This window comes from Acinetobacter sp. ANC 4862 (assembly GCF_004336635.1).
GTDB lineage: Bacteria > Pseudomonadota > Gammaproteobacteria > Pseudomonadales > Moraxellaceae > Acinetobacter.
Map to the genome: position 1 here is coordinate 168,731 of NZ_SJXH01000002.1, position 13,065 is coordinate 181,795.

10 protein-coding genes are annotated in these 13,065 nt (G+C 38.6%); 3 read left to right on the plus strand and 7 right to left on the minus strand.

Going from position 1 to position 13,065, the window contains the following annotated elements; translation table 11 throughout:
* Positions 1 to 31: 31 nt before the first annotated feature.
* From E0409_RS01765 to E0409_RS01795, 7 genes are all read right to left on the minus strand, one after another.
* Positions 32 to 3,172, minus strand: a complete 3,141-nt coding sequence (locus E0409_RS01765) for a hypothetical protein (RefSeq protein WP_131286977.1) — start codon at positions 3,170 to 3,172, stop codon at positions 32 to 34.
* Positions 3,169 to 5,814 (minus strand): lysozyme family protein, encoded by a 2,646-nt coding sequence (locus E0409_RS01770; RefSeq protein ID WP_131286979.1) that lies wholly within the window; start codon positions 5,812 to 5,814, stop codon positions 3,169 to 3,171. The genes E0409_RS01765 and E0409_RS01770 overlap by 4 nt, the downstream gene beginning before the upstream one ends.
* A 7-nt stretch (positions 5,815 to 5,821) precedes the next feature.
* Positions 5,822 to 7,849, minus strand: a complete 2,028-nt coding sequence (locus tag E0409_RS01775) for a hypothetical protein (protein WP_131286981.1) — start codon at positions 7,847 to 7,849, stop codon at positions 5,822 to 5,824.
* 131 nt (positions 7,850 to 7,980) lie between these two features.
* Positions 7,981 to 8,478, minus strand: a complete 498-nt coding sequence (locus tag E0409_RS01780; RefSeq protein WP_131286983.1) for a hypothetical protein — start codon at positions 8,476 to 8,478, stop codon at positions 7,981 to 7,983.
* Positions 8,478 to 8,978, minus strand: coding sequence for a hypothetical protein (locus E0409_RS16440; RefSeq protein WP_165541284.1), 501 nt, complete (start codon positions 8,976 to 8,978; stop codon positions 8,478 to 8,480). The genes E0409_RS01780 and E0409_RS16440 overlap by 1 nt, the downstream gene beginning before the upstream one ends.
* A gap of 116 nt (positions 8,979 to 9,094) precedes the next feature.
* Positions 9,095 to 9,589, minus strand: a complete 495-nt coding sequence (locus tag E0409_RS01790; RefSeq protein ID WP_131286987.1) for a hypothetical protein — start codon at positions 9,587 to 9,589, stop codon at positions 9,095 to 9,097.
* 3 nt (positions 9,590 to 9,592) lie between these two features.
* Positions 9,593 to 9,895 (minus strand): hypothetical protein, encoded by a 303-nt coding sequence (locus E0409_RS01795; protein WP_131286989.1) that lies wholly within the window; start codon positions 9,893 to 9,895, stop codon positions 9,593 to 9,595.
* 1,136 nt (positions 9,896 to 11,031) lie between these two features.
* On the opposite strand from E0409_RS01795, the gene E0409_RS01800 reads away from it, so the two are divergent.
* From E0409_RS01800 to E0409_RS01815, 3 genes are all read left to right on the plus strand, one after another.
* A complete protein-coding gene (locus E0409_RS01800; protein ID WP_131286991.1) occupies positions 11,032 to 11,220 on the plus strand; it encodes a helix-turn-helix transcriptional regulator in 189 nt (62 codons plus the stop codon).
* Between the two features lie 405 nt (positions 11,221 to 11,625).
* Positions 11,626 to 12,111, plus strand: a complete 486-nt coding sequence (locus E0409_RS01810) for a hypothetical protein (protein WP_131286995.1) — start codon at positions 11,626 to 11,628, stop codon at positions 12,109 to 12,111.
* Between the two features lie 142 nt (positions 12,112 to 12,253).
* On the plus strand, positions 12,254 to 12,925 hold the full coding sequence (locus E0409_RS01815) for a hypothetical protein (protein WP_131286997.1): 672 nt from the start codon (positions 12,254 to 12,256) through the stop codon (positions 12,923 to 12,925).
* The last annotated feature ends 140 nt before the right edge of the window (positions 12,926 to 13,065 follow it).

Sequence of the window (13,065 nt, forward strand, 5' to 3'; positions counted from 1 at the left end):
TACAATAAAAAAGGAGCCGAAGCTCCTAATTTTATTCAGATAAATCCCACCAATAGCTATTACCCAAGTTCTCAAGCCGCTGCTGTGTACGTGGTAAATAATCTGGATCAATCATATTTTGCATTTTTGAATACAGCATACGGTCAACCACCAACTTACTGTACCAAAGGTTCTGTAATGGAATATTACTCTTCAAGGCATTTGCCACTTCCATCATCCGGGTAGATTCTTTACCTTCAATGATGTTATTGCCCATACCGGTAAGCAGCATACCTAACTTCATACCCTGACCTATTAATGGACCACTGATAAAGTCGGATGCACTTCGACCGGTTGGATCTGATAATGAAGACATGATGTCACCTAAGAATGAAAGTCCACCACCTTTCAAAATAGACTTACCGAAGAAATCAATTGTGAATACCGGCTCAGGACTCTTACCATTGGCTAAGTTCTGAGTTTGAACGATCAATGCCCCTGCTAATGTTTGATAAGCCAATAGCGAAGCTAAGAACGTCACTCTGCTCTTAATGTCCCCTTGAGCAAAGGCACGATGACCAATACGGAACATATATGCCAAAGGAAAGCCCTTAAACTGGAATAAGGTTCGGCCCAACTCCCCCTGAATAGTTCCAGCTTCACCTAAATTGATAATGCTACGCTCACGTACACCAGCCTCAATGATGGCAACTGACTCCTCATTAAATAGATGAGTCTGATACTTCATTGCTGCTTTATAACGAGCATCTGCTAATAGTTCTTGCTGACGTGGTGTGATTGAGTTATTTAAACGATTAGCGACTTTATTTCGCTTATCCTGACGCTCTTGCGCCCGACTGAGATAGCTATCAAATTCTGTATCAAGATCATTTACGCGCTTATCCAGTTCTTTAAACTTTTGAGCAATAGCTTTGTTTGCTGCACTATCAGCATCGCGCATTTTTGCACGCAACTCAATTATACGGCGTTCTGCATTGCCAAGACGATGACCTAATGACTCTGCTCTATTGCCATACTGCCATGCATTTTTTTCCACATTATTACGTGCAGAAAAGGATGCGCTATCTGAATGCCTACCTTCCTCTACTTGCTGTAAAAAATCTTGAATGCGGTTTGACTGCTTTTCAGTTTGAAGATATCTATTGATATCAGACTGAATCGCTACAGCTTCTTTTTGTGCATCAATTAAATCAATGCGATCCTGAAGAGACTGTTTCTCTGCTTGGGCTTTGACATCTTTTCTATTGGCATAGTCTTGAAGTCTTGCTGAGAGCTGTTTTTTAACATCCTCTATTCGCTGTGCTTTGTTCGCAATACGCAGATCATCTTCTGAATTACGGCGATTCAGCTCAGATATTTGACCTTCAATTTCATCTTTTAAAGCTTTAAGCTCAGGCGATGAAAAATCAATAAATATATCATCTGGTGCATTAAAGAAATCATTCTGAGTTAATACTGCAGTTCCATCTTCACGCTTACTTGGTTCCAATTGTTGCCATAATTGCCAATCACGTTCAGTAATTCCATTACCCTTTAAAATTTTTAAGTCATCTGCACCAAGATCCTTCCAATCCGTTTTACGGGTCAACTCAGCAAGCTTATTCATATGTACCAGATTAAATGCTCGTTTCGCTCCTGCGGTCACGGCGTTTAAACCCGATAGTTTCATTGTTGTTGAGGCAAAGGTGTTCATACGGGCATTAAAACGCCCTGACTTGGTAGCACTACTCACAATATCGGCATCGCCAAAACGTGACATGGAGCCAATCATCTCATTAATACCAAGCCCGAATCTTAAAGCTTCATCACGTGTAGCACCCTGCTTGAGCTGCTTCATGTATTCGGGAAGAATGGATTTGGTATAAGACAAGCCCAGCATATTGGCCACTTTCTTCATGCTGGCATGGTCACCAAAGGTAGTTAATGTGGTACCGCCTAATTTAGAAGCAACCATTAAGGCACGAAGACCACCCATGACATTACCCAAGGTAGAATCAATCGCCCGGGTATTGGCATCTAGAGTGTTATACATCGATACTGCTCGATGAGCTTGCTTATCAATCTCGCCGTGTTTCATGCCGTTCTGTGGATCAGCCTTAAGTTTAATTTTGGCTTCATCCAATAATGATTCGAATGTCAGACGCGGATTCGAACCTAAGTTTTGCATCATTGCCACTTCAGTACTCATGCGCTGAGTATGGTTTTTCAGGATTTCATGAAAGCCTGATTCATTGTAAGTACCGTATTTTTTCTGATACTCCAACCATGCATTCCCATCTTTAAAGTGTAGAGCACGAGATTCTTGGTGGCGGTTAGCCATTTTGGCACGACCACCTACAGGTGATGTACCTGCTTTGGCTTGTTTAGTCAGTACCAATAAGTCTTTATTAGCGCCGTTGGTTGAAATGGTTTTATAAACCTCCTCAAGCATGGATTTGAGCTCTAACTCATCCATGAGTTCACCAGTCTCTTTGACATACTGATTTCGATCTAAACTTGTTAAAGCATCATTCACCCATTCTGACTGATCTGTTAAAGCAACTTTCTTTTGATCATGGGATGTCATAAAACCGAAGTTGTCTAATTTTTTAATATTCCCTCCGGCACGATTGAAGCCTAAACGCATTTCTTCTAATGCTGCACTTATCTCTTTGGCCATCGCCGTGATTTCAGGATTATCAGACTTCCCTCCAAACATGACCCGAATAATGTCGTCAGTCATTGCCTTATTCACTGACATCCCAAAACGTTCTTGGGTTTTGGTAAATACATCAGCGACTAAAGACATCCAGCGGCTATGTAATGCTTGAGACTGCTTCTCTATAGATTGGATACCGCTTTGATCGGAGAAGTATGCAATCTTACGCATAAGAACCTGAACTGGATTTAATTTAGGATGATTATAAATCTCGTTCTGCAGCTGTGCCTTGATGATGGCATCTCTGGCAATGTTCTGATTGTTTTTAGCAATCTGCACGGCGAGATCCGAAGCTGTTTTCTGAGCAATCGCTTCTGCACGTTCAGCCGGGCTTTTAAATATCCAGTCTGGATCAGTTCTGGACAATGTATTTTGTGCACGGATATACAGTGATGAAATACGGTTACTGTCAGCGGCACTTAATTTTCTTTTACCTAAAGCCTTTGCAACTTGTTCTCTACATTCAGCTCTCATGCTGCCTCACTCCCAAATCTTAATGCGCAGCTTGCTAATGCCTTAACTGCCTGAATTTCATCTTTTGCGATTTCTTCTTGCTCTTTGACATAGTCCAACAGATCACGGGAAGACATCGTCACAATTTCCTCATTCCCATTTTCATCCATACGGGTAAAGGTCACTTCCATATCAGGATCTGCTTCCATAATCGAAACAGCTTCTCTACCATCTGGAGTATCAGTGAATGCGCCGTATTCACCTTTACTGGATTTAGTTAAGTCTGGTGCACCATCAACTTTAGATTTGCCTGGCTTCCAAAACTCCCGTTCTAATGCCTGAGCAGCTTTATGCTGTACTGCTGTTAATTCAAGACTATCTGCTTTGCTATTGGCTGGATGTGCAAATAGATCATTACCATTACGTGTAGCTTTTACTGGAGTGATCGTTCCGTCCTGATTAATCTGACGCTGAAAGGTCGTATTAGAGGCTTTGTTGTGGAGCTCTTGAGTTAAACTACCATCCTCCCTCGTCTGCTCGCGTTTAAGATAGTTTTGCGATCTGGTATAAGCCCAGTTATCTACCCCCTCAATAATTGAGTTCTGCTGATTGGTTGATTCAGGCAATTCATTATTAAGATTTGGATTGTCGAATTCCGCATTTGAAATGGCTAATTGCTGCTCAGGCAATACTTGTTGCTCTGGTGCAAATTGCTGAAGGTCAGAATCCAATGTATCCAAAGTACGATTGGCACTATTACTGGGACCAGATAAATCAATTTGAGGCTCGGTATACGGCGCACGATAAGCACTGTTTTCAGAATATTGATAATGCGCCGTAGCCTTGAGGTATTCCAGATCCTCTCTGGTTAATGGAGAAGATAGGGCCTCAAACTCTTCAATCATTGATTTAACACTATGCTCATCTGTAGTGAGTACAAACGGCATAGCTTCAACCTCAGCATCAGATTGAGATTTATAGGTAGGCGGTGCCGCTATATCTGACTCAAACTCTGGAAACTCTGACTCACTTCCTCTAACAGCTGTAGATCCATTGTCATCGGACAGTGTGCCAACGCCTTCATACTGTCTGGCGACTTCATCCCATCGCTTTTGATACTTGGCTTTAACCTGTCCAACGGTCATGCCATTAAATTTATGAGACGCTGTAATACCTTCCGCAATTTGACGAGCCGTTTTTTTCTCGTTGCCTTTGCTCCAACGAGTGGCCACATCAACAAATAACTCATTATCTTTAGCCTTTAAAAAGACTGGACCACCCCCTTCACCAAAGAAATGCAGATAGTAAAGCTCTAAACCATTAGGATCTCGCTTGAATTGATTACGGAAAACCTTTGCATTGTGTTCATAATAATTAAGGCCTGCTTTAACCTGGTCATTACCATCAAACTTATTCTTTCCACCCATACGTGCAAACGTACTATCAATGGTTTGAAATAAGCCTGTAGCAGATGACAGTAGATTCCCATCTTTATCTTTAGGCTGAATTTTTGGGTCAAACGTGCCAGCATTTTCTATATGAGATAACACTAAAGCATCTACTGGATTAATACCGCGTTTAGAAGCTTCTTGAGCGATAGTTTTGGCCCATGGCTTTTTTTCCAATATAGGATTGGTAAAAACTTGTGCTCTATGCTCATCAGCATTTAATGGAACTGGTCTTCCGATCGCTTTTGGAGTCCCTGTAAGCACGTCTTTTGGAACCACTGCCACTTTAGCCACTTTCTCTTTTGGTGTTCCTACCACAGGTGTCTTCAGACTCACCAACTCATCATTTAATGCGCTTTCCATGGCACTATCTAATGCATCAAGGTGTGAGTTCGCTTCTTTCGGGTTGGTTGGACTAAATGGGTTTGAACCTTCCGCATGCTCAACATTCGCTTGAATATGTGCTGCATCATTCATAGCATCCACACTGCTGTGGTCTTTAACCTGATCTGGTCGCAATCTCCCCTTATTCGCCCACAGGTTAAGCAGCAATGCCATTCCCCCATTCGCTGCCAATGTAGAGGGACTGGTTGCATTTTCCTTTAAAGCTTCGCCGTATTGAGCAACCTTCTTATTTTTATTGTTCTCTAAATATGAACCTTCGACATAGTCACCGGCTGAACCTGCTGCAGTAGACAAAGCAGTAGTAGCAACGGCGTCAGCTATTACAGATTTGGATACGCCATGAGTAGGAATTGCGAATCCTAAAGCATCTGTAACACCTTTAATGGCTCCCCCAGTTCGAGCTGTTTTTATATCAGCTCCTTTATTTAGTAAATCTGATTTTTCTGCTTCAAAAGTCTGATAACCAAATAAACCTGAATTTAGAGCTAAACCGGGTACACCACCTGTACCTAGTGTGGTTACGGCGTTCCACCCAATACGTGTAAAATCTTTAGTCAGACCATAGGTAAACTCACCTACACCGCCTAAATCATCAGGTTTAAAAATTTCAAGGTTTTGTGCTCTAAGAGCAGCTGCCTTTTTATCCCCCCTAATGATTGAATCTGGTGCTGTTGCAGCCTCAATTGTTCCCATAGCAACGCCAGAAATAGTACCCAATGCACCATCTGCAAAGTTCCCACGCTGACTTTTAGGTTTGAAACGAGGATCATCCTGATTTAACGTTAATTCATCATCTGCTAAAAAATCCATATCTACCTCATCGAACCGTAAAAGTTAAACGTGTTTGTCTTTTTTTATCCGTGTTATCCATCACGTATTTGGTACCGTTCTTAAAATAGTAACGGTAGGGATTTTTAGGATCTTGTTCTAAAGGAAGATCTATAAAGAAGTCTTTGTCAGATCCCCCATAATGACGGGCATTGCGAGAATTAAAGCTCTCCAATTGCTCACGGAATGATTTTTCACCTACCGTATGAGGTCGCAGCACAACAGATTTACTTCCGAAGAACCCTCCTGATGTGTACTTCCCTCCAGTGACGCTAAGAATTGCTTTATTAAGTAAGTCCTCATCAATTGTTTTATTCAGAATGCTACCCTTAGTATCAGTAACCTTTTCGGACTTCTGAACCAAATAAGCATAATTAGCCTTGACTGAGTCTAGATAGATTTGAAAGTCCGGTTTACCTGGTGATGTAATGCCAGCCAAATAATTTTCTGTATGTGTTCTTAAACTATTTTCATCTACTTTGACTAATCCCTTTTCAATCAAATCCTGACCGGTAACAATTTGTCCTGCAATATCTTGTAATCCCCGGTTATTGAGTGAAGCAGACAAACGATATGCGCCGTTTTCCCCTGCAATACTATTGATCATGTCTCTAGATGCATTGGCATTACCAGCACTGGATTTATAGATGTTAGTAAGCAGACTCAATTTATCGCCAGGTTTAGCCTTTCCCCAGAATTGTTTTAATTCAGATTGCTGTTGCTTAGATAAGGGATTTAATGAACCCGTTACGCCGTCAAGAATATTACTCGCATGTAGGGTTTTAATATTTTTGGATAAAGCCTTAATTGCTTCAGGATCCCCCATAATGATAGAGGTAGTCGGTACTGGTGTTAATTCCTGCCCGGTCTTAATTGAATAAGCCAAAGTTGAATTATTCTTTTCATAACCGAGCATGTTTTCATGAGTTTTAGATAATAGATTTAGATTCCAACTCACATCTTTAGCATTATCTTGCGCCGTATTCTGAGCCTCTGATCGCTTCTTACTTAAATAGGCCTCGCGCTGATCAGGTCCTAATCGCATAAATTTTTGAACTTCGACTAAAGCCCCAGAATATTGAACGAACTCTTTTTCATGGGTAGTTCCCTTTACACGTGCTAAACGTGCATTAATTACAGACTCACTCGGTATTAGGCCTGTTTCAATATCATTTCGCATTTCTGTTGAGGCATCTTTAGCATCAGACTCAACTTCCTTTTGCTGACGATCATAAGCTTTTTGGTTCTGATCCATTTGACTTGCAGCTCGACCACTCCAGTAAACGGCTTGTTCTTGAGTCAAGTTGGGATGTTTTTTTAAAACAGCTTCAGGGGTCGTAAGCTCTGTAAGTTTCGTATTATCTGTTTTATTGGCTAGATAAAATGCGTTTACATCATTTCCAGAACGCTTGTTTTTATATTCCGAGAATGTATTGTCCACATAGGCTTGAGATAGACCTTTAGACTGAGCATATGTTTGAAGCCCAACTTGTACCTCTTGATCACTGGCATCAGGACTTTTAAGGTAGTTTTCAGTCATACTTTTTAATTGTACGATTGACTGTTGCTGTTCAGCTTTTTGGGCAACAGGCAAATATTTAGATGCACTTTGATAAGAGTGTTGTTCAAAGTAATTATCAAAAGCTTGATTGTAGGTTTTAGGAATTGCTTCCTTATATTGCCCCTTTATTGTCTCTAAACTTTTTTGTCTTTGCTGAACCGACTCATCAAAAGTTAGCTCACCGCTTTGCATTTTAATCAGCAAGTCATCATCAACCAAACTAATGTCTGCCCCAATCTTTGATGATTGCAGTGCAAAATCAGCTTTGTCTTTCTTATCCTGCTCTATCTTTTGCTTTTCTTGTGCAAGTTTTTCTCTTTCATGGTGCTGCTGTGCAACTTGGGACATATTCTGCAATGCACCTGCAATCATCTGACCCGATTGATTTTGCGGCATTTGGATACGACCAACTTGAGGCATGGCATTACCAAAATTACCCATAGGAATTTTAGCCATTAATTTACCCTTCTAAATCTATTGAATAGAATCAATTTAGGACAGTATTGGCATTCAAAAATTGGGTGTATTTAGATGTAAAAAAGGAGCTAATGCTCCTTGATTGTTGATCAAAAATTAATATGCTCTGACTATTTCCAGCCCCCGGTTGTCTTTGGTGGTGCTGCTGTATTGATAGCGGCCTGATCTGCAGCTTTCTTAGCCTCCTTAGCCTTAGAATAACCACTAGCACCTGTGGAAACAGTATCTAAAACACCAGTTACCGCTGCTGCATTTGCATTATTTTTATGTTGACTAGCTGCGGCTTTTAATTGCTGTGATGAGTTATACCCAGTGATTTCAGCCATTGCAGCATCATAGTTTCCGGCACGTTCAATCTCATCATTAATGACAATTGCAGTACCTTCATGCACATCAAGCCCATTTCCTGCGGCGGCTGCCCGTGCTGTTGATTGAGCTTTTTCTTTTTCCTTGCGAATACGTTCAGCTTCAAGACGACCACGTGCTAACTGCGCTTTACCGTCTGCTTCCGCTTGCTCTGCCATGCCTTTATTTTGGTTATAGCTTGAATAACCTGCAAGTGCTGTACTTGCTACCGCTGCCGCTGCTGCTACTGCCATCCAAGACATTATTCAATCTCCTGAATATTAAGCCCTATAGAAGTTAAGAATTCTTCTTCCTTCCCCTCTGGGACAATTACTTCTTTTTCAATTTCTTCTAAATCTGTACTTTCAGTGGGGTGGATCGTCATGCAAGTAGAGTCTTCATGGAAATAAACTACTCTTTTTGTTCCTGGCATTGTTCGTTGAATACACGGGGCTTTAATGTGCTCAATACCATTTTCAGTCAACACACTTAAGCTACCCGTTAAAAACAAAATAAAATGTTCTGTCCGATGCATTTTACTTACAACTAAAGTGCCGGCTTTAGCACTAAATTCTCTTATGTAAAGCTTAGGGCCAAAATGATTAACCAATCCGGTATCCGCTTTTTCAATTTCTCCAGATTCTATTTTTTGTTCTAATTCAGTCTGTAAATTAAGTGCTGAATGTACATAGGATTGCTTATGCGCTCCACCCATGATGTAAGTCAAAAGTTCAGTATTTTCTGGTGATATAATTTCGCTCATATTTAGCTCTATATTTTTACTAAGATATTTTTAGTTTAGAGATATCTTCATGCAGAAAAATGGGTGTATCAGACATTAAAAAAGGAGCCTAAATAGCTCCCATCTCTGAATCTGACTTAGGCTGTACGCTTTGTTTGATTAAAGTAATGATTGATATTTCTCACGCCAGACTTACGACCAATAGAAAGTGATCCCAGCACATTTTTTATAAACTGGATCTTCTTAACAATCTGGCCCAACTCAAACTCGAATGTATTCCGATTAAGGAGGCGTTTAAATTCTTGATCAGGATCTAAATAATGCGCCGTAATGATCAAGGCATTTGGGCAACTATTCAGGCTAATTAAAATCGTATAGAGATGCTCATAATAGAATTCTTTATTGTTCTTAGCCGTTAAGTAAGTAAGGCGATGAATAAGTTCTTCCAGGTGAGAAACAACTTTTAGCAAGTGTCCTTTATAATTACTGTTAAACAATTGCACGGCTTCTTTCCCATTAATTTCTCTTTGAAACTCATCAATAAGGTATTCAATCCCATTACATAACTGGATTGATCTTTCCATATCATCACAGTCTAAAGGCTTAAAAGCCGGTTTTTTTGGTTTGTTCATAACCTATAGGCTCCAGTGATTATTTCTCGGAATATCTTTATCGTCTTTATCTGTAAATAATTTCCAAAGCTCAATCAATGCCTCACCTACTTCATAGTTAGGCCTACCACCACGTGCCCACTCTGAAACAGTCGATGCACCTGATATGGGTAAGAGGTATGCAATTTTCTCCCCTGTCATTTCATGATGTTCTTTTAGCTCTTCAATCATTTCCTTATAATTTGGTGCGCCGTAATGGATGGTGTTTTTAACGAATATCAGCCTTTTTGAAATATCAAAATTATTAAGTTCAACAAGAATCCCCATATACCCCTCCACAAGTTTCAACTTATTAAGGAGTAATCTAAGCGCCTAAAAAATGGGTATATTTCCCAATAAAACGCGCGCGCGCGCGAGGCAGAGAGCAAAACCCTATATTTCTAGCTATTTTCACTACATAACATTGCGTTCAAACGAACTTTTTATCCTAGATAAATACGATGACAATGAGTGAGCAAATAATATTTATAACAAGCTCTCTCATATCGTTCTAATTTGCCCTACAAGCTCACAAAAATTATTGATGTACCATTTATCATTTTTTTAATTCAAATCGCCCACAGCTCAAGCCAGTGCGAAATTAGTACATATATCAAGTTGGTTTTAAATTTTATTCTTGAATATGGAAGAAGATTTGACCTTGAATTAAGACGGCGCTCTCTTAAAAGAGAGATGATTGATTCAATGGTAGATTCATTGATAGGTTCTGCATCCCAAAAACGGGTACATTCAAAATCCCAAAAACGGGGTCATTCAAAACCCCAATATTGGGAATATTACCGTTTTCGGAATGATACCAATATTGGGTATATTTCAAATTTTACTAGCCCATGCAGATAAATTGCCAGACTTCAGTAAGTGGGTTAAAGAAAGATTGCGAAGATATGCAAACCAATGAAAGTTCACAATAGTGGGCTTTTTTAATAGCCTTATGCCATGTTTTAGCGCCGTAGGACACTTTGAGAAATAGTGCTAATGCACTTGGGTAAACTTGATAGAAGATCTACCCAATTTCTATAAAAAAATTAGGCTCGAAACGTGGCATAAGGTTTTACATTTTGATGTGGTAACAGGAAAAGGCTATTACAGGTTTTGATGTGGTAACAGCATTTTTTTGATGTAGTAACATAGTCCACGTATATAAAATGATCAAAAGTACGGACATTCAGTATATGCCCCTAATTCTATGATTTATCCGCAAAAACTATAAAACTCTAATGCTTACTGTATAAGGCTTTGATAGTGTTTTTCGGGTCCTTTGTGATGTCAAAATTTGTCATGGTTTAATAAATTTTTTTATCAATAGAACTTAGTTTTCGTAACATTATTAGGGGTATTTTTATTGCTCCCTCCCTATTAAAAAGGTAAATCTATTTAGAATAAAAACTAACTTCCAAATACCTATGAATATTGATAGACGAGTTCGAGCAAAAGAATTTATGAATCTTCTTGCTGTGGGTCGAACCAAGTTTTATAGACTGCTAAAGAAAGGTCATATTCCTGAACCGGTTAGAATTACAGAAAAAGATGTTTTCTGGTATGAGTCAGTGGTAAAAAAAGAAGTAGAAAAGTTTAAAGATAAACCTGAGTAGCCTCAATTATGTTTAAGCACAAATACATCATCACGGTAGAAAGCAACACCCCTCCTCAAATATGTTTAGGAGATAAAATTCACGGCGCCACAGTGGTTGCCTTAGAAGCAGAGCAATATCCTGATCTGGTAGATCTAACCTGGCTTACTAAACGCTTTCCGATGTCAATAGATACCCTTTCTAGGCAATTAAAATTATTTAATATCGGCAGTACTGGGAAGAATCTTTATGATCCAAATATCGTAATCCCATTTCTTAAAATGAACATAAAAAACAGAAGATGAATACCTAGGAAAAATTAATTCTATTAATTACTTAAAATACAACTTGCCAAAATATAGTTGTTGGAAAACCCCTCAATAAGCGTTATAAAGCATTGCTAAGAAAGAAAATATTGGGGGGTATATGTCTTATATAATTAAACTGATCTCAGAAAATTGCTACATCATTCCTGATGATGACGGTTGGCTTACTACTACAGAATCCCGTGAAGAAGCGATTGATATAGGCCTCTTTGATGATTTTGAATCTGCTGATGAAACTGCTCAAAGCTTCAGTGGTGGTATGACAAGAGGTGTGGACTACCAAGTCGAATCCATTTCTCTTGATCCATTTCATGTAGTTCAAATCACAATTCCCGTAGAAATTGCTCCCAAATTAAAAGGGATCGACAAATTTATTAAGAATGGTGAAGCGCAAATATTTCTCACAAATGTGACCATGGCTAATGATGCTATGGATGGTTTTACTCGTTATGGAGTATCTACAGGAACCAACGCCGTTCTTCTAAAAAATGATCAATATGAAGCTCGTAAAGAGGCTATTTCACAATACCTAGCTGAGAGATTTGGGAATCATTGGGAAATAAAGCTACTACCCGTTCGTGTTTAAGCAAAGAGTTAAAGCAAAGAGTAATAGTTTCAAGCAAATAATTTTAGCATAGATATTTAATTTAGCTACGATCCCGAAACAGATATTATCTATTGTAAGCTTTTGGTTTATATTAAAATTTAGTGATAAGTTAGAGAGTAAAATGGCACAAACTTTTGAAGAAAAACAAGCATTCATTCAAAGTGGAGTAAAATTCTATAAAAATAGAGGTTATACACTTCGCGGTAGTATTAATTCTATTTTTAAATCGAATGGATTGTTAAATACGAAAAGTTCTTGGGAAGACACTTACAAACTCATTTCTGAATTCCAGAATAGTGAAATTAATAATGAAATTTTAGATAAGATAATTGAAGCCTTTCATAATGATCTTTTCTCTACCATTCTATTTAGAGATAAATATTTATCTATATATGAAAACCCCAAAAACTATGATGACATAATTGCAAAACTCGATGAGATTTCTATAGATTTTGATGGTGATTTCTCATCAATTCTTGATAACTCTTTAGATTTCGAATATATAAAAACTATTCATAATCACCAAATTTTTTATACATTTAAGTCAATCAGATCACTTTCAACTAAAGTTGATTTAGGTGTTTTTGCATTAAAACAGGATTTTGTAGATGAAGAGTATGAAAGAGTTTTTGCATATAAAACTGTAGATTTACCATGCTTTAACTCAATAATTTTTGATACTCAGAAAAAAAATATCATCCTTTCTGTTGATTTAGCTAATCAGTTTCAGGATGAAAATTTAAGAGCTGAAATTGCACGATTAGTTAACTTAATTAACCCGAATTACGGATAAGAAAACCGCTTGAAAAAAAGATGGCTAGAGCCATTTAGAAAGTTACTACACAAACCAAAGACTCTAACCACCATGTCTGATTTTACAGAAATCTTCTGTGCCATTGATGATTTTTTTAAGAAATTTGAACCGATCTATTG

What these genes read in the sequence shown, in the direction of transcription:
- E0409_RS01765 (WP_131286977.1), bottom strand. Translation starts at nt 3,172, where the DNA reads ATGAGAGCTGAATGTAGAGAACAAGTTGCAAAGGCTTTAGGTAAAAGA.
- E0409_RS01770 (WP_131286979.1), bottom strand. Translation starts at nt 5,814, where the DNA reads ATGGATTTTTTAGCAGATGATGAATTAACGTTAAATCAGGATGATCCT.
- E0409_RS01775 (WP_131286981.1), bottom strand. Translation starts at nt 7,849, where the DNA reads ATGGCTAAAATTCCTATGGGTAATTTTGGTAATGCCATGCCTCAAGTT.
- E0409_RS01780 (WP_131286983.1), bottom strand. Translation starts at nt 8,478, where the DNA reads ATGTCTTGGATGGCAGTAGCAGCAGCGGCAGCGGTAGCAAGTACAGCA.
- E0409_RS16440 (WP_165541284.1), bottom strand. Translation starts at nt 8,978, where the DNA reads ATGAGCGAAATTATATCACCAGAAAATACTGAACTTTTGACTTACATC.
- E0409_RS01790 (WP_131286987.1), bottom strand. Translation starts at nt 9,589, where the DNA reads ATGAACAAACCAAAAAAACCGGCTTTTAAGCCTTTAGACTGTGATGAT.
- E0409_RS01795 (WP_131286989.1), bottom strand. Translation starts at nt 9,895, where the DNA reads ATGGGGATTCTTGTTGAACTTAATAATTTTGATATTTCAAAAAGGCTG.
- E0409_RS01800 (WP_131286991.1), top strand. Translation starts at nt 11,032, where the DNA reads ATGAATATTGATAGACGAGTTCGAGCAAAAGAATTTATGAATCTTCTT.
- E0409_RS01810 (WP_131286995.1), top strand. Translation starts at nt 11,626, where the DNA reads ATGTCTTATATAATTAAACTGATCTCAGAAAATTGCTACATCATTCCT.
- E0409_RS01815 (WP_131286997.1), top strand. Translation starts at nt 12,254, where the DNA reads ATGGCACAAACTTTTGAAGAAAAACAAGCATTCATTCAAAGTGGAGTA.